The following is a 15,927-nucleotide window of genomic DNA, read 5'->3' on the forward strand; positions in this document are numbered from 1 at the left end:
CTCCTGGAGCGTGCGTCGCGTCCGATTACGCCGCGGCGACACGTTGGATGGAATGAGGGCGAAAACGGGGACGATCATGGCGACTGTCGAACGACGAACGCCGACCACCGGAATCCGCGTGCAGCGGCGCATGGGACTGACGATCGCGCAGCGCACCATGCTGCAGGCCTGCGAACGGTGCGGATGGCGGCTGGCCTTCGTGCGCACGCCGCTGGAGCATCCGCTGCCGGTGCTGTTCGCCACCGCGCACGATTTCGTCGCCGTGCGCGAGGACGGCAGCATCGACCGCTGGCCGGACATCGCGCTGCGTCACTGATCGCCCGCCGACAGCGGCCAGCGTCCGATCACTTCGTACGGCGTGCCGCGTCCGGGCTGGCTGTCGATCAGCACGAACTCGCGCACCGGCCACGCCAGGGCCGGCACCGGCGTAGGCGGGATGTGCCGGCGCACGTCGCGCTGCACGGTCAGGTGCGGGACGAAACTCGCCGCCGATTTCACCGGCACGCGATGCTGCGCGAGCGATCGGCCAAGCGTGTCGAACAGCGTCCGCAGCGCATCCGGCGCCCGGTGCGACCCGAGCCACCACACGTTCGCGCCGCGGAAGCTTCCGACCTGGTCCAGCGACAACTCGAATGCCGGCGACCGCACGGCCGCCGCCGCGGCTTTCGCCGAGTCGACCAGCGACGGCGGCAGCGGGCGGAAATCGCCGAGGAACTGCAAGGTCACGTGGTACTTGTCCGGCTTCAGCGCGCGCCCGCCGGGCGCGTGTTCCGACACGATCGACGCCGCGGCCTGCGCGATGCGCGGACGCAGCGCCTCGTCGGGCCACAGCGCGAAGAACAGACGATGCATTTCGCCGGACGCCGCATCGTCGAATCCGAAACCCATCTGTGCCATCGCGTGCGTCCGCCCTACTTCGCCGGCTTGCGGAGGAAATCCGCCAGCCCGCGCAACTGCTGCGCCTGTACCTTGTCGACCACCGGCGCGAACTTCGACAGATCGTCCGGCGTGTAGCCGCCGGCGCGATAGAACATCGTGATGCGCGTTCCGCCGCCTTCGGCAGGCGCGAGCCGGAATTCCAGCGCGCCGCTCAAGCCCATGCCCTGCAGCGGCCCCAGGCCGCCGGTCATGCGCAGCGTCTTGCCGGGATCGACGAACACCACCGCCATGTGCTGCGCCTGGCGCGCACCCGCGTTCTCGCAGAAGCAGCCGCCGGCGCGCGCGTCGATCGACAGCGTCGATTCGGTGCCCCACCAGCTGTGGTCCTTCGGCCACCAGCGGTCGACGTCGTGCACCAGCGCTTTCCACGCCACATCCGCGCCGACGGGGACGACCTCCGTGTTCTCGACCGTGAACCCGCTTGCGGTCGCATCCTTCACCGTCGCGCCCGCCGTGTGGCACATCAACGCCAGCGCCAGCGCGCCGGCTCCCGGAATCCAACGCATCGCACGCTCCTTCGAACAGGAAAAACCAGGGCGATTAGGCGCGCGCCGACCGCTGCACGCAAGCGTGCGCCCGGCGCGCGAGGCGGGCAATAATCGCGGTCCACGTTCGACGAGGAAACGCATGTCCCGCAACGGATGGCTGGTGCTGGTGGCAATCGCAACCGCTGCGGCGCTCGCCGCGACCTGGATGTTCGAACGCAAGCCGCCGGTGGTACGGGCCGTGCTCGGTCCCGCGCCCACCGCGATCGGATGGGTCGGCCACATCGATCTCGTCGCCGGCGACGGCGTGTCCGGGCTGCGCGACGGCGCGGCGATGCAGGCGCGATTCGCCGACCCGTACGGCGTGGCGGTGTCGAAGGACGGGACGGTGTTCGTGAGCGATGCGGGCGACAACAACCGCATCCGTCGCATCGCGCCCGATGGCACCGTCTCGACGTTCGCCGGCTCGGTTGAAGGGCTCGCCAATGGCGTGGGTGCAGCGGCGGCGTTCGATACGCCGTCGGGCCTCGCGCTGGATCGCGATGGCAACCTTTACGTCGCCGACACCGGCAACCATGCGATCCGCAAGATCACGCCGCAGGGCGCGGTGACGACGCTGGCCGGCGACGGCACGCCGGGGTTCGCCGACGGCTCCGGCGCGCAGGCGCGGTTCGACGGACCGACCGGCATCGCGGTGGGCACCGACGGGCGCGTGTACGTCGCCGACACCTACAACGACCGCATCCGCGTGATCGCGCCCGACGGCAGCGTCGCCACGCTCGCCGGCGGCGACCGTCCGGGCGACGTCGACGGCCCGGGCGCGACCGCGCGTTTCGACACGCCGACCGCCGTCGCGGTGGATGCGATGAACCGCGTCTACGTGGCCGACCTGCGCAACAACGCGATCCGCCGCATCACGCCGACCGGCGAGGTATCGACTTTCGCCCGCGCGATGCCGGGCGACGAGCACCCGCCGGTGCACCGCCCGCTCAGCCTCGCGCTCGCGCACGACGGCGTGCTGTACGTCGGCGAGATGTATCGCGGGCTGGTGCAGTTCGCCCGCGACGGCAGCCCGCATCAAATCACCGGCCAGACGCAGGCGCAGCGGTTTTCGCGCGCGTCGGGGTTGGCGGTTGCCGAAGACGGCACGTTGCGCGTGGCCGACGCCGGTGCCTACCGCGTGCATCGCATCCGCCCGGCGGATGACGCGCGCGATGTGCCGCAGATCGTCGGCCCCTCGCCCGACACGCCGCTGCCTGCCAGCGCCGGTCGCTGGCCGCTGCGCCCGCAGGACGGCTGGCACGAGGTCGTCGGCACGCTCGGCGAAGTGCGCGGCAACTACCAGCGCGAGAATCGCGACCACCTGCACGGCGGACTCGATATCCGCGGCGACGTCGGCCAGGAAGTGCTCGCCATCGCCGACGGCAAGGTCAGCAGCCCGTACGCGGCGTGGGGATTCGGCGAGCTGGGCGAAGGGCTCGGCATCGACACGTTGAGCTACATCCACATGCGCGTGGGCCGCACGCCGCGCGGCGAGCCGCTGGATGCATCGCGTTTCGTGATCGTGCCCGGCGACGACGGCAAGCCCGGACGCGTGCGCGTGCGTCGCGGCACGCGCTTCGCCGCGGGCGACGTGCTCGGCACCATCAACGGCATGGCGCACGTGCACCTGAGCGTCGGCGCCACGGGTTACGAGCGCAACGCGGTGGCGCTGGGCTTCGTGAACTACGCCGACCATTACGCGCCACGCATCGACCGCATCGAACTGCTCGACCTGCAGGACCAGCCGCTGACGGTGCGGCGCGACGGACGGCTCGTGCTGTCGCGCGCGATGCCGGGCGTGCAGATCGCGGTGGACGCGTGGGACCAGGTGGATCGCAACCTGCCGCGTCGGCGCCTCGGGCTGCATGCGCTGGGGTACCAGTGGCTGGATGCGGCCGGCGCGCCGCTGCCGGGTTACGAGCAGCCGCGCATGACCATCGAGTTCAACCGCATGCCGGCCGATCCGGATGCGGTGAAGGTCGCCTACGGTCCGTCCAGCGGCATCACCGTGCACGGAAGCGCGATCACGCGGTTCCAGTATCTGGTGACCAACACCGTGCGCGACGGCGTGCTCGCGACCGGCCAGTGGCGCCCGGACGAACTGCCGGCCGGCGACTACGTGCTGCGCATCACCGCGCGGGATTACAGCGGCAACGTCGCCACGGCCGGGCGCGATCTGCGCGTGCGGCTGGAGTAGCCGTCAGCCGCGCGCGGTACGCGGCGGCCGCACGCGATACGCGAGGCTGATGCGCGGCCCGACGGCCGCCTTCGTCTTGGGCACGCCGTGCTCGTGCGTGAGCTGGCTGGCGTGGCTCATCACCAGCAGGCTGCCGGGTTCCAGATCGATGTTCAGCGCCTTGCGGGTCGCGTTGTCGCGGATGGTCATGCGGCGCGGCGAACCGAGCGAGACCAGCGCGATCGGGTGGCCTTCCTTCAGCATGTGCAGCTTGTCGCCATGCGGCGCGACGCTGTCGTTGCCGTCGCGGTAGAAGTTCAGGCCGACGGCGTTGAAGGGTTCGTCGAGGTGCGCTCGGACGCGCCGGACGCCGTCGATCAGCGGTTCCGGCACGTTCGCGTCCTCGAAACGGTAGGAGGCGACCAGGCGCGGGACGTCGACGACGCGGTCGTACATCGGGCGACGCTGGGCCTCCCAGGCGACGGCGGTTTTCAGCTCGTCGAACCATTGCGCGGCGAGCTCATCCGGAAGGAAGCCGGGGATGTAGCGGATGCCGCCCTGGGCGTCTTCGACGAGCGTGCGCGGGGTGTTTTCCTGCGGCACGGCGAACAGGTCGGACGCGAAGAGATCGGGGCTGGAGGCGTTGGCGCGCGGCATCGCGCGAGTGTGGCGGGTGGGCGTCTCGTGGGGTGAGACTGGCTGTGTGCGATGTACTTCGCCGATAGGTTCGTGGAGCTTCGCCCGCGCTTTGAGCCCCTCTCCGCCGGGAGAGGGGTTGGGGTGCGGGGTTTTGAGCCCCTCTCCCGCCCGGAGCGGGATCGGGTTGAGGGGTTTAAGCCCCTCTCCCGCCGGGAGAGGGGTTGGGGTGAGGGGTAACGAAGCCGTATCGCCTGCAAGGCAGCTCGCCTGCAGCGCCAGGTTTTAGATCTCGGAATAGCAGAAAGCGGCTCGACGCGCCGGAGCCGCTACTACTCCGCCGCCCCTCACCCCAACCCCTCTCCCGCGGGGAGAGGGGCTCAAAGCGGCGCGAGCGCGTGCGTTGGCGCTTCGCCGACCCTCACCCCAACCCCTCTCCCGCGGGGAGAGTGGTTCAAAGCGAGGGACTCGTGCGTCAGCCTTCCAGCTCGTTCCACCGCTCGTACGCCGCGTCCAGCTCCGCCTGCGTCTTCGCCATCAGGTCGGTGTGCGCGGTGATCGCCGCGGCGTCGCGCTGGTAGAACGCGGCTTCGTTCATCTGCGCGGTGAGTTCGGCGACGCGGTTTTCCAGCGCTTCGATGCGCAGCGGCAACTGCTCCAGCTCGCGCGCGTCCTTGTAGCTGAGCTTCTTCTTCGGCGCTGCCGGCGTGGCGCTTGCCGGCGCGGCGACCGCCGCAGCGGCCTTCGCGGACGGCGCGGCCTGCGCCGACTTCACCGGCCGCTGCCGCAGCCAGTCGGTGTAGCCGCCGACGTATTCGCCGACGACGCCATCGCCTTCCATCACCAGCGTGGAGGTCACCACGTTGTCGAGGAAGTCGCGGTCGTGGCTGACCAGCAGCAGCGTGCCGGGGTAGTCGCCGAGCAGCTCTTCCAGCAGCTCCAGCGTTTCGACGTCCAGGTCATTGGTCGGTTCGTCCATCACCAGCAAATTGGACGGCTGCGCGAACAGCTTGGCAAGCAGCAACCGGTTGCGTTCGCCGCCGGAGAGCCGCGTGATCGGCGCGCGGGCGCGTTCGGGCGTGAACAGGAAATCCTGCAGGTAGCCGATCACGTGCTTGGACTTGCCGCCGACTTCGACGAACTCACGCCCTTCGGCCACGTTCTCCAGCGCGTTCCAGTCCTCGCGCAGCGTGGCGCGGTACTGGTCGAAGTACGCGACCTGCAGGTTGCTGCCGAGTTTCACCTCGCCCGATTGCGGCTTCAGTTCGCCCAGCAGCAACTTCAGCAGCGTCGTCTTGCCGCTGCCGTTGGGGCCGATCAGGCCGATGCGGTCGCCGCGGAAGATCGTCGTTGACAGGTCGCGGATCAGCTCGCGCTCGCCGAAGGCGAAGTTCACGTCCTTCGCCTCGACGACCTTCTTGCCGGAAGACTCGGACTGCGCGAAGTCCATCTTCACGTTGCCCTGCAACTCGCGTCGCTGCGAGCGCTCCACGCGCATCTGCTTCAGGCGCGTGACGCGGCCTTCGTCGCGCGTGCGGCGGGCCTTGATGCCCTGCCGGATCCACACTTCCTCCTGCGCCAGCAGCTTGTCGAATCGCGCGTTTTCCTGCGCTTCGGCGTTCAGGCGCTCCTCGCGGCGGCGCAGGTAGTTGTCCCAGTCGCCGGGCCAGCTGGTGACCTGGCCGCGGTCGATCTCGACGATGCGCGTGGCGAGCGCGCGCAGGAAGCGGCGATCGTGGGTGACGAACACCAGCGCGCCCTGCCAGGCCTTCAGGAAGCCTTCGAGCCAGTCGATGGCCTCGATGTCCAGGTGGTTGGTCGGCTCGTCCAGCAGCAGCACGTCGGGCGAGGACACCAGCGCGCGGGCGAGCAGCACGCGGCGCTTCATGCCGCCGGACAGGCGGGCGAACACCGCATCGCCGTCGAGTTCCAGCCGCTGCAGCGTCTCGGTGACGCGCTGGTCGAGCGACCAGCCGTTGGCGTCCTCGATCTTCTGCTGCACCTTCGCCAGCGCATCGGTATCGACGTGCTCGGCGTGGCTGAGGTGGTGGAACTGCGCGAGCCAGCTGCCGAGCTCGCCGAGGCCGCCGGCAACCACGTCCCACACGTCGCCGTCGGCGCCGGGCGGGACTTCCTGTTCGAGGCGGGCGATGCGGACACCGCCCTCGCGGCGGACCTCGCCGTCGTCAGCGTGGATGTCGCCGGCGATGAGCTTCATCAGCGTGGATTTGCCGGCGCCGTTGCGGCCGATCAGCGCGATGCGCTCGCCGGGTTCGATGGACAGGACGACGTCGGAAAGCAGCAAGGGGCCGCCGACGCCGTAGTCGACGTTGTTCAGGGTGATCAGGGGCATGGGGGGATTCTACCGACCGACACGTGCCTCCCCCTAACCCGACATCCTGGCGAAGCCGGGATCAAGGCGCGGCGCGCATGAATTCGCGGCTTTTCGTTGCAACGGCTGTTCGAAGCCCTCCCTCCGTTGCCCCTCACCCCAACCCCTCTCCCGGTGGGAGAGGGGCTACAGCGGACATGGGATCATCACCCCATGCCCTCGACGTCCGCCTCCCTCGCCGCCGCCATCCGCCACTGGGTGCTGTCCGCCTTCCCGCGCGGGCGCAGCGGCATCGACTACGACCAGCCCATCGGCGATCCCGGCCTGTTCGGACCGGACAGCCTCACCTGGCGCGTCCATTCGGACTTTCCCGGCATGCTGTCCGGCGGGCTCTGCGCGCTGATGCTGCAGACATTGCATCCGCTGGCGCTCGCCGGGGTGTGGGATCACTCGAATTTCCGCACCGACCTCGTCGGCCGCCTGCGGCGCACCACGAATTTCGTCGCCGGCACGACATACGCATCCAGCCTCGAGGCGCACAAACTCATCGACCGCGTCGCGCGCATCCACGAACAGGTGCGCGGATCGATGCCCGACGGCCGCGACTATCGCGCCGACGATCCAGCGTTGCTGACCTGGGTGCACGTGACCGAAAGCTACGGCTTCCTGGAAGGCTTCCGTCGTTATTCCCCACTGACGTTGCCGACCGGCGCGGCCGATGCGTATTACGGCGAAGTGCGGCGCGTGGCCGAAGCGCTGGGCGCGCGCGACGTGCCGGGGACGGAAGCCGAAGTCGCCGCGTTCTTCGCCCGCGTGCAGGGCGAGTTGCGGCTGGACGAGCGTTCGCGCGAAGTGCTGCGCGTGCTGTCGCGCATCCGCCTGCCCGTGCCGATGGCGGGACTTTCGCGCGATCTCTTCCTCGGCGCGGGCACGGCGCTGCTGCCCGACTGGGCCGTGAGGACGCTGGCCCTGGGGCGGTTCGAGCGCACCCGCGCCGCCATCGCGTCACGAACGCTGCGTGCGATGTCGCCCGTCTTCCGCGCGGCCTTGAACGATGGCGTCGGGCCGCGCGCGTGCCGGCGCGTCGGCGCCGATCCGTCAATCCTCGATCGCTGGCCCTAGCGCTCAGCCGCCGGCCGGACGCAGCAGCACGATCTTCGACGCCGTGCGCACGCGGCCCTTCAGGTGGAACGCCATGTCGATCTCGTCGCCGGGCTTGAGCTGTTCCCGCCGCATGGGCGTGCCGTCCAGCGCGAACACCTGCGTGCCCGCATCGACGCCGATGCGGTTGCGGATGCGTGTTTCGGCCTGGTCGACCATCAGCACGTTCGTGCGCGGGACGAATTCGCCGACGGTGCCGTGCAGGTATTGTCCCCAGCCCTGCCCGGGCGTGGTGTCGGGCAGGCGCACGACGGACGTCGCTTCGACGCGGTTACCCGTCTTCACCGTATCAAGCATGACGCGATCGCCCGGCTGCAGTTTCGGCCGCGTGGCGCGGTCACGAGCCGCCTTGGCTTCGTCGTAGTAGAGGTTGACCGGCGCCCCCTGCCCCAGCTCGCTGCCGGTGCGCGCGTCGAGACTGAGCACGATCCGGTGCTGCGCCGGGTCGTGCCGCTGCAGCGTGCCGACGGTGCGCCCCTGCACCTGCGCGAGCGCCGGCGACAGTACGCCGAGCAAAGCGCACGCCAGCCAGGCGCGGTGGATCCAGACGCTCGTTGCTTTGCCCATGGCCGCACCCTCCGCGATGTCCACGCGGCGGAATGATGCGCGGCCGATGTGTAGGCGGCGTCAGGAACTGCAGGACAGCATCGAGCAGCCCGCGCGTTCGCGGGCCCAGTCCGGCCGCCGGCGCGCGTAGGCTTCGCGGCCCGGCTGATCGTCGTACGGCCGACGCATGACCTCGAGCAGTTCGGTCACCCCGTCGATGTCGCCCTCGGTCGCGCGGTCGATGGCCTGCTGCGCCAGGTAATTGCGCAGCACGAAGCGCGGGTTGGCGGCGTTCATGCGCTCGCGGCGCTGGTCGGCCGGCAGGTCCTGTTGCGACAGGCGCGCGACGTAACGCCCCAGCCATTCGCGCAGCGCGGGTTCGACCGCCTCGCGCCGCATCGGGTCGTAGAAGGCGTCCTGCATCGGCGAGAGGTCCGGCGCCTCGACGTCGATGTCCGCCAGCCCGCGGAAGAACAGCGTCATGTCGATCTCGCCTTCGGTCAGCAGGTCCTGCAACTGCTGCATCAGCGCGGTGTCTTCCTCGCGGCAGTCGGCCAGGCCCAGCTTGCGCGCGGTGTTCTCGCGATCGGCGTCGAGGTAGGTGGACACGAAGCGGCGCAGCCCCGCCTGCAGCGGCTCGGTGTCGTCGAACAGCAGCGACAGCGAACCGGCCAGGCGCCCGAGGTTCCAGTACGCCACCTGCGGCTGCTGGCCGAAGCGGTAGCGGCGCTGGTAGCGGTCGGTCGTGTTGGGCGTCCAGCCCGGGTCGAAATTGTCAACCCAGCCATACGGGCCGTAATCGATGGTGAGCCCGAGGATCGACATGTTGTCGGTGTTCATCACCCCGTGCACGAAGCCGACGCGGATCCAGTGCGCCATCAGCACCGCGGTGCGTTCGCAGATCTGGGCGAACCATTCCGCATACGCAGTCTGCCCGCGTCCCAGGCCGCGCAGTTCGGGGAAATCGCGGCGGATGCAGAAATCCGCCAGCTGGCGCAGCAGTTCGGTGTCGTTGCGCGAGGCCGGCAGTTCGAAGTTGCCGAAGCGGATGAACGAAGGCGCGACGCGGCACACCACCGCGCCGGGCTCCATCTTCGGATGGCCGTCGTAGAACATGTCCCGTTCGATCCATTCGCCCGTGCCGACCAGGCTCAGCGCGCGCGTGGTCGGCACGCCGAGGTGGTGCATCGCCTCGCTGCACAGGAATTCACGGATCGACGAACGCAACACCGCGCGACCGTCGGCGCTGCGCGAATACGGCGTCGGCCCGGCGCCCTTGAGCTGCAGCTCCCAGCGCTCCCCGTCGGCGTTGATCATCTCGCCCAGCGTGATCGCCCGGCCGTCGCCGAGCTGCCCGGCCCATTGGCCGAACTGATGGCCCCCGTAGTTCGCCGCGAACGGCTGCATGCCGGGCAGCAGCGCGTTGCCGCCGAACACGCGGGCGAATTCGTCGGAGGCGACGTCCGCCTCGCTAAAGCCCAGGCGCTGTGCCATGTCCGCTGAATACGCGAGCAGGCGCGGCTGCGGCACCGGCGTGGGCTCCACGCGCGAGTACGCGGCGCCGTGCACCTGTCGCACGCCGGGCGAGGTTTCGGGATCGCCGGGGAGATCGCGGATGAAAAGGTTGTCGAAATGCGGACTCAGCATGGAGCGTTCGGCAGAAAGCGCGCGGCGGCGGGGACCGCGGAGGAGATGGTGCCGCGTCGGTCGGCTACAAGCGGTGAACCCGTCGCACGGCGCGAAGGGACAGGCGTGGCACATCGATCCAGTGCACAGTCAGGCTCCACCGGCCCGCGTATGCTGGCGGTCCACCGTCGCATGGGGAATCGACCGGATGATGTCGCGCCACCGCAACCAGGCCTTTTTGCAGCGCTCCCGCCACCACCTCGCACGCTCGTTCAGCCCGGCGCTCGCCGCCGCGATGCTGATGGCGTCCGCCCTGCCCGCGGCGGCGCAGGCGCCCGCCGTCGCGTCGTCGTGCAGCGTCGTCCAGGCGGGCCGGTTGCTGGATCGCCCCGGTCATCCGGCGCGCGGCGCGAGCACCCTGCTGGTCTGCAACGGCCGCATCGATTCGGTGCGCGACGGCTTCGTCGAGGCCTCGGCCTTCGCCAATGCCGCCGGCGCCCGCGTGATCGACCTGCGCGACCGCTTCGTCCTGCCGGGCCTGATCGACAGCCACGTGCACCTCACCTCCGACAAGGCGGGCGTGGAAGGCCAGCTGGAAGGCATTTCGAAGGGCGTGGCCGACCACGCCTACGAAGCCGCCGTGAATGCGCGAAAGACGCTGCATGCCGGCTTCACCACCGTGCGCAACCTCGGCGACGAGGACGGCGTGACGCTCGCGCTGCGCGACGCGGTGGCCGCGGGCAAATTGCCGGGGCCGCGCATCGTCGATGCGGGCATGGCGATTTCCGCCACGGCCGGCCACATGGATCCGACGCTCGGCTTCCGCGACGAACTCCACGCCGCGCTCGACGTGCACGGCAACACCTGCGACGGCGCCGAGGAATGCCGCAAGGCCGTGCGGCGCCAAGTCGCACGCGGCGCCGACGTCATCAAGATCGCCACCACCGGCGGCGTGAACAGCCGCATCGGCGCAGGCCTGGGCCAGCAGATGTTCGACGACGAGGCGAAGGCGATCGTCGAAACCGCGCACCTGTACCGCAAGAAGGTGGCCGTCCACGCACACGGCGCCGACGGCATCGCGCTTGCCTTGCGCGCGGGCGCCGATTCGATCGAGCACGGCACGCTGATGGACGATGCGGACATCAAGCTGCTGCGCCAGACCGGCGCGTACTACGTCCCCACGCTGTCCACGGTGAACGGCTACAAGGAGCGCCTGGCGAAGAATCCCGAGGCATACACCGGCGAGGTGCTGGAGAAGATCCAGTGGCGCATCGGCATCACCGGCAAGGCGCTGGAACGCGCGGTGCCCGCGGGCGTGAAGATCGCCTTCGGCACCGATGCGGGCGTGAGCCTGCACGGCCGCAATGCGGACGAATTCGAACTGATGGTCGCGCACGGCATGACGCCGGCGACCGCGATCCAGGCCGCGACCGTGAACGCGGCGGACCTGCTGGGGCTGGCCGACCAGGTGGGCTCGCTGGAGGCCGGCAAGCGCGCGGACCTGATCGCGGTGAGCGGCGATCCGCTGAGCGATGTGACGGTGCTCAAGCGCGTGGAATTCGTGATGAAGGACGGTCGCGTGGAGAAGGATTCGGGCCTCGGGGCGGCCGATTGAGCGGGCAGGCGCGATCGCGCATCCGCGCAACGTGACCCGGCTGTTGTAGCCCGGGTAAGCGAAGCGCACCCGGGCTACAAGAGCGGTTTGCACGCGCGCGGGCGCATTTTTCCCCGCACTCGCGCATCGCTACACAGCCCCACCACGCCCCTCGGTTACACTGTTCAGTCTTCCGACCGGCGTTCGCCGGCGCTGCCGAGTCCTCCCCCATGAGCGCCGAGTCGCAAAGCTCGAACGATGCCCCGTCCCTGAAATTCACCGATCTCGACCTGCCCGAGCCCCTGCTCAAGGCACTGGCCGACGTCGGCTACGAATCCCCTTCCCCCATCCAGGCCGCGACGATTCCGCCGCTGCTGGCAGGCCGCGACGTGCTCGGCCAGGCGCAGACGGGCACCGGCAAGACCGCCGCGTTCGCGCTGCCGATCCTGGCGCAGATCGAGCCCAATCGTCACAAGCCGCAGGCGCTGGTGCTCGCGCCGACGCGTGAACTGGCCATCCAGGTGGCCGAGGCGTTCCAGAAGTACGCGCACCACCTGCCCGGCTTCCACGTGCTGCCGATCTACGGCGGCCAGAGCTATTACCCGCAGCTGCAGGCGCTCAAGCGCGGCGTGCAGGTCGTCGTCGGCACGCCCGGCCGCGTGATCGACCATCTCGAGCGCGGCTCGCTCGATCTGTCGGAACTGCGCTGCCTGGTGCTCGACGAAGCGGACGAAATGCTGCGCATGGGCTTCATCGACGATGTCGAGGCCGTGCTGAAGAAGACGCCGGAAACGCGCCAGGTCGCGTTGTTCTCCGCGACGATGCCGCCGCCGATCAAGCGCATCGCGCAGACGTACCTGAAGGACCCGGTCGAGATCTCGATCAAGGCCAAGACCACCACCGCCGCCAACATCCGCCAGCGCTACTGGGCGGTGAGCGGCGTGCACAAGCTCGACGCGATCACGCGCATCCTGGAAGCCGAGCCGTTCGACGCGATGATCGTCTTCGCGCGCACCAAGCAGGCGACCGAGGAACTGGCCGACAAGCTGGCCGCGCGCGGGATCGCCGCTGCGGCCATCAACGGCGACGTGCAGCAGGCGCAGCGCGAGAAGACCATCCAGAACCTCAAGGACGGGAAGATCGACGTGCTGGTCGCCACCGACGTCGCCGCGCGCGGGCTCGACGTCGAACGCATCAGCCACGTGCTGAATTTCGACATTCCGTACGACACCGAAAGCTACGTGCACCGCATCGGCCGCACCGGCCGCGCGGGCCGCAAGGGCGAGGCGATCCTGTTCGTGACGCCGCGCGAGCGCGGCATGCTGCGCGCGATCGAACGCGCGACGCGCCAGCCGATCGAACCCATGGCGCTGCCGACCATCGAAACGGTCAACGAGCAGCGCGTGAACCGGTTCCTCGGCCGCATCACCGGCGCGCTGGACAGCGACGATCTGGCGCAGTTCCGCGACCTGGTCGAACGCTACGAGCGCGAGCAGAACGTGCCGGCGGTGGAGATCGCCGCCGCGCTGGCGAAGCTGCTGCAGGGCGACATGCCGCTGCTGCTGGACGTCACCGCCGAGAAGCTGCGTCCGCATGCGCAGGTCGGTTTCGAACAGCGCGGGCCGCGCGAGCAGGGGCGCGATTCGCGCTTCAACCGCGAGTCCGGGCGCGATCGCGATTCGCGATTCGAACGCGACAGCGGGCCGCGTGCGCCGCGCGAGGCGCGCCATGAATCGCGTCACGAGCCCCGCCAGGAGCGGGCCGATCGTCACGAGCGTCCGCAACGCAGCGAGGCGCCGACGGAGCGCTACGAGCGTCCGGCGATCGAGCGGCCGCAGTTCGAGCAGCGCGCCGAGCGTCCGCAGAACGAGCGTTCGTTCAATGCGGCCGAATCGATGTTCGACGACGACGCGCCGGCGCCGCGCCATGAGCAGCGCGAGCGCGAGCCGCGTGAGGCACGGGCGCCGGAAGTCGGCATGGAAACCTTCCGCATCGAGGTCGGCCACCAGCACGGTGTGAAGCCGGGCAACATCGTCGGCGCGATCGCCAACGAGGCCGAACTCGAGAGCCGTTACATCGGCCGCATCGACATCCGCGACGACCACAGCCTGATCGACCTGCCCGAAGGCATGCCGCGCGAGGTCATGGACCACCTCAAGCGCGTTCGCGTGGCGGGCCAGCAGTTGCGCATCAGCCGACCTGGCGAAGGCGGCCATGGCGGCCAGCGTCCGCACGGTCGCCACGAACGCGGCAGTTTCGACGACGACCGGCGACCGCCGCGCGGCCCGCGTCCGCAGGGCGCCGGCCCCCGCAAGCCGGGCGGCTTCAGGCCGAAGCCACGCTGAAGCCGGCGGTGTTTCAGCCCCTCTCCCGTCGGGCGAGGGGTTGGGTGAGGGCAACGAAGGGGTGGCCGTCGGTCGCCACTGCAGCGAAAAGCGGCGCTGTTGTTCCTGGCGACGCAACTGCGCCGTTACTTGGTTGATCTCCGCCAGCATCGAAATGGATTCCGGCCTTCGCTGGAATGACGGACTGCAGCGGATACCCAACCGGCCTGGGTCCCGGCTTCCGCCGGGATGACGGCAGTTACCACTTCGCCCCGGACGACGGCATGTTCAGTGGCATCATCGGCGCCCGCCGTCGATCACGGAAAGCCAAGCCCCGATGCACCTGATCCTCCTCAGCGCCCTGTGCAGCGTGCTCGTCTCGGTGCTGCTCAAGCTCGCGCCCCGCGCAAGGCTCGACGTCGGCCAACTGGTCACCTGGAACTACCTCGCCGCGGCGGCGCTGTGCGCGTGGCTGCTGCGGCCGCCGCTGGACAGCCTCACGCATCCGGACACGCCGTGGGTCGCGCTGCTCGGGTTGGCGGTCGTGCTGCCGTCGTTGTTCCTGGTACTCGGCGCATCGGTGCGTGCGGCCGGCATCGTGCGAACCGACGTGGCGCAGCGGCTGTCGTTGCTGCTTTCGCTGGCGGCGGCGTTCACGCTGTTCGGCGAACGCGCCGACGGACAACGGCTGCTCGGACTCGTGCTCGGACTGATTGCCGTCGCCGGCATCGTCGCGCGACCGGAGACCGCGACGCCACGCGAGGAACGCCGCAGCTGGCTGCTCTTGCTCACCGTCTGGGTCGGCTTCGCGCTGGTGGACGTGATGCTCAAGCGCATCGCGCTGGCGGGCACGCCGTCGATGGCCGCGCTGCAGGCGGCGTTCGCGATCGCCTTCGTGCTGATGCTCGGCACGCAGCTCGTGCGCCAGTTGCGCGGGCGCACCCGGATGGCGTGGCGCAACCTCGGCGGCGGGCTGCTGCTGGGCGTGGTCAACTTCGGCAACATCGTTTTCTACGTGCGCGCGCACCAGGCCATGCCGGACAGTCCGTCGGTGGTCTTCGCGGCGATGAACATCGGCGTCGTCGTGATGGGAACGCTGGTGGGCGTGCTCGCCTTCGGCGAGAAGACCAGCCGCTGGAACCGGCTGGCGATCGTGCTCGCGCTGGTCGCCATCGCCGTCATCGCGACCGCGCCGCGCGCGTAGCGCACGCGGATTTGGCATAGTCGGTCGCCCTGTCCCGCGGTTCGTTCCGCCATGTCCCGCCTGCTCGTCTTCCAGCACGTCGCCGCAGAGCCGCTCGGCACGCTCGACCGCCTCATCCGCCGGCGCGGCCATCGCATCCGCTTCGCCAATTTCGAGCGGCAGCCGGAGCTCGAACCGAACGTCGACCGCTACCGCGGCCTGGTCGTGCTCGGCGGGCCGATGAACGTCGAGGACCAGGCACGGCGTCCGCACCTGAAGACCGAACTGCGCGCGATCGAAGCCATGCTCGAACAGGGCAAGCCGGTGCTCGGCATCTGCCTGGGCGCGCAGCTGTTGGCGCACGTGCTGGGCGCGCCCGTGCGGCGGCACGAGGCGCCGGAAATCGGCTGGTACCCACTGAACACCACGCAGGCCGGGCGCGAAGATCCGGTGCTCTCGCCGCTGGGCGACACCGCGCCGGTGTTCCAGTGGCATCGCTACCGCTTCGAGGTGCCGCGCGAAGCGGCGCATCTGGCGAGCACCGCCGGCTGCGACCAGCAGGCCTTCCGCTACGGCGAGAACGCGTACGGATTCCAGTTCCACCTGGAAATGGACGAGGCGCTGATCGAGCGCTGGCTGGCCAATCCCGCCTACCGCGAGGAACTGGCGGAACTGCGCGGGCTCGATCCGGCACGCGCGGACGTCGAGACGATCCGCCGCCACACGCGCGAGCACATCGCCGGCATGCAGTCGCGCGCGGACGAGGTGTTCAACCGGTTCCTGGATCTGGTGGGTCGCCCGCAGCGACGCATCACGCTGCCCTCGCGGGAATGGGTCTGAACTCGCACGCGGGCTTGGTGTGAAAGCTCTAGAGCCGGGCGCG

13 protein-coding genes are annotated in these 15,927 nt (G+C 69.8%); 7 read left to right on the forward strand and 6 right to left on the reverse strand.

The genetic code is table 11. From position 1 onward, the window contains the following. Positions 1-76: 76 nt before the first annotated feature. Positions 77-316, forward strand: coding sequence for a hypothetical protein (locus LA521A_RS10825; protein ID WP_281778916.1), 240 nt, complete (start codon positions 77-79; stop codon positions 314-316). On the opposite strand, the gene thpR is transcribed toward LA521A_RS10825, so the two are convergent. Next, on the reverse strand, positions 310-897 hold the full coding sequence (gene thpR, locus LA521A_RS10830) for an RNA 2',3'-cyclic phosphodiesterase (RefSeq protein WP_281778917.1): 588 nt from the start codon (positions 895-897) through the stop codon (positions 310-312). The two genes, LA521A_RS10825 and thpR, sit on opposite strands and share 7 nt — an antisense overlap. A gap of 14 nt (positions 898-911) precedes the next feature. Then, the gene (locus LA521A_RS10835; protein ID WP_281778918.1) at positions 912-1,445 is read right to left on the reverse strand and encodes an SRPBCC family protein; all 534 of its coding nucleotides are present in this window, start codon (positions 1,443-1,445) and stop codon (positions 912-914) included. A gap of 121 nt (positions 1,446-1,566) precedes the next feature. Between LA521A_RS10835 and LA521A_RS10840 the strand changes: the two genes are divergently transcribed. After that, complete coding sequence (locus LA521A_RS10840; protein ID WP_281778919.1) at positions 1,567-3,663, forward strand: NHL repeat-containing protein; 2,097 nt, start codon at positions 1,567-1,569, stop codon at positions 3,661-3,663. 3 nt (positions 3,664-3,666) lie between these two features. On the opposite strand, the gene LA521A_RS10845 is transcribed toward LA521A_RS10840, so the two are convergent. Both LA521A_RS10845 and LA521A_RS10850 read right to left on the reverse strand, forming a co-directional pair. Beyond that, on the reverse strand, positions 3,667-4,299 hold the full coding sequence (locus LA521A_RS10845) for an alpha-ketoglutarate-dependent dioxygenase AlkB family protein (protein ID WP_281778920.1): 633 nt from the start codon (positions 4,297-4,299) through the stop codon (positions 3,667-3,669). 454 nt (positions 4,300-4,753) lie between these two features. Continuing rightward, positions 4,754-6,631 carry an ATP-binding cassette domain-containing protein gene (locus LA521A_RS10850; RefSeq protein WP_281778921.1) on the reverse strand — a complete coding sequence of 626 codons (1,878 nt, stop codon included), beginning with the start codon at positions 6,629-6,631 and terminating at the stop codon, positions 4,754-4,756. A 192-nt stretch (positions 6,632-6,823) separates the two neighbouring features. On the opposite strand from LA521A_RS10850, the gene LA521A_RS10855 reads away from it, so the two are divergent. Next, a complete protein-coding gene (locus LA521A_RS10855; protein ID WP_281778922.1) occupies positions 6,824-7,732 on the forward strand; it encodes an oxygenase MpaB family protein in 909 nt (302 codons plus the stop codon). Between the two features lie 3 nt (positions 7,733-7,735). Here the strand turns inward: LA521A_RS10855 and LA521A_RS10860 are convergent, their stop codons facing one another. Both LA521A_RS10860 and LA521A_RS10865 read right to left on the reverse strand, forming a co-directional pair. Continuing rightward, a complete protein-coding gene (locus LA521A_RS10860) occupies positions 7,736-8,338 on the reverse strand; it encodes a hypothetical protein (RefSeq protein WP_281778923.1) in 603 nt (200 codons plus the stop codon). A 60-nt stretch (positions 8,339-8,398) separates the two neighbouring features. Continuing rightward, the gene (locus LA521A_RS10865) at positions 8,399-9,964 is read right to left on the reverse strand and encodes a protein adenylyltransferase SelO (protein ID WP_281778924.1); all 1,566 of its coding nucleotides are present in this window, start codon (positions 9,962-9,964) and stop codon (positions 8,399-8,401) included. A gap of 187 nt (positions 9,965-10,151) precedes the next feature. On the opposite strand from LA521A_RS10865, the gene LA521A_RS10870 reads away from it, so the two are divergent. From LA521A_RS10870 to LA521A_RS10885, 4 genes are all read left to right on the forward strand, one after another. Continuing rightward, positions 10,152-11,558: a metal-dependent hydrolase family protein gene (locus tag LA521A_RS10870; RefSeq protein WP_281778925.1), complete on the forward strand. Its 1,407-nt coding sequence runs from the start codon at positions 10,152-10,154 to the stop codon at positions 11,556-11,558. A gap of 209 nt (positions 11,559-11,767) precedes the next feature. Then, on the forward strand, positions 11,768-13,882 hold the full coding sequence (locus tag LA521A_RS10875) for a DEAD/DEAH box helicase (protein WP_343226691.1): 2,115 nt from the start codon (positions 11,768-11,770) through the stop codon (positions 13,880-13,882). 316 nt (positions 13,883-14,198) lie between these two features. Beyond that, positions 14,199-15,065: an EamA family transporter gene (locus LA521A_RS10880; RefSeq protein WP_281778926.1), complete on the forward strand. Its 867-nt coding sequence runs from the start codon at positions 14,199-14,201 to the stop codon at positions 15,063-15,065. Between the two features lie 51 nt (positions 15,066-15,116). Further along, positions 15,117-15,884, forward strand: coding sequence for a type 1 glutamine amidotransferase (locus LA521A_RS10885; protein WP_281778927.1), 768 nt, complete (start codon positions 15,117-15,119; stop codon positions 15,882-15,884). The last annotated feature ends 43 nt before the right edge of the window (positions 15,885-15,927 follow it).

Origin of the sequence: Lysobacter auxotrophicus (assembly GCF_027924565.1) — a bacterium.
In the GTDB taxonomy this organism is placed as follows: domain Bacteria; phylum Pseudomonadota; class Gammaproteobacteria; order Xanthomonadales; family Xanthomonadaceae; genus Lysobacter_J; species Lysobacter_J auxotrophicus.

What these genes read in the sequence shown, in the direction of transcription:
- LA521A_RS10825 (WP_281778916.1), top strand. Translation starts at nt 77, where the DNA reads ATGGCGACTGTCGAACGACGAACGCCGACCACCGGAATCCGCGTGCAG.
- thpR (WP_281778917.1), bottom strand. Translation starts at nt 897, where the DNA reads ATGGCACAGATGGGTTTCGGATTCGACGATGCGGCGTCCGGCGAAATG.
- LA521A_RS10835 (WP_281778918.1), bottom strand. Translation starts at nt 1,445, where the DNA reads ATGCGTTGGATTCCGGGAGCCGGCGCGCTGGCGCTGGCGTTGATGTGC.
- LA521A_RS10840 (WP_281778919.1), top strand. Translation starts at nt 1,567, where the DNA reads ATGTCCCGCAACGGATGGCTGGTGCTGGTGGCAATCGCAACCGCTGCG.
- LA521A_RS10845 (WP_281778920.1), bottom strand. Translation starts at nt 4,299, where the DNA reads ATGCCGCGCGCCAACGCCTCCAGCCCCGATCTCTTCGCGTCCGACCTG.
- LA521A_RS10850 (WP_281778921.1), bottom strand. Translation starts at nt 6,631, where the DNA reads ATGCCCCTGATCACCCTGAACAACGTCGACTACGGCGTCGGCGGCCCC.
- LA521A_RS10855 (WP_281778922.1), top strand. Translation starts at nt 6,824, where the DNA reads ATGCCCTCGACGTCCGCCTCCCTCGCCGCCGCCATCCGCCACTGGGTG.
- LA521A_RS10860 (WP_281778923.1), bottom strand. Translation starts at nt 8,338, where the DNA reads ATGGGCAAAGCAACGAGCGTCTGGATCCACCGCGCCTGGCTGGCGTGC.
- LA521A_RS10865 (WP_281778924.1), bottom strand. Translation starts at nt 9,964, where the DNA reads ATGCTGAGTCCGCATTTCGACAACCTTTTCATCCGCGATCTCCCCGGC.
- LA521A_RS10870 (WP_281778925.1), top strand. Translation starts at nt 10,152, where the DNA reads ATGATGTCGCGCCACCGCAACCAGGCCTTTTTGCAGCGCTCCCGCCAC.
- LA521A_RS10875 (WP_343226691.1), top strand. Translation starts at nt 11,768, where the DNA reads ATGAGCGCCGAGTCGCAAAGCTCGAACGATGCCCCGTCCCTGAAATTC.
- LA521A_RS10880 (WP_281778926.1), top strand. Translation starts at nt 14,199, where the DNA reads ATGCACCTGATCCTCCTCAGCGCCCTGTGCAGCGTGCTCGTCTCGGTG.
- LA521A_RS10885 (WP_281778927.1), top strand. Translation starts at nt 15,117, where the DNA reads ATGTCCCGCCTGCTCGTCTTCCAGCACGTCGCCGCAGAGCCGCTCGGC.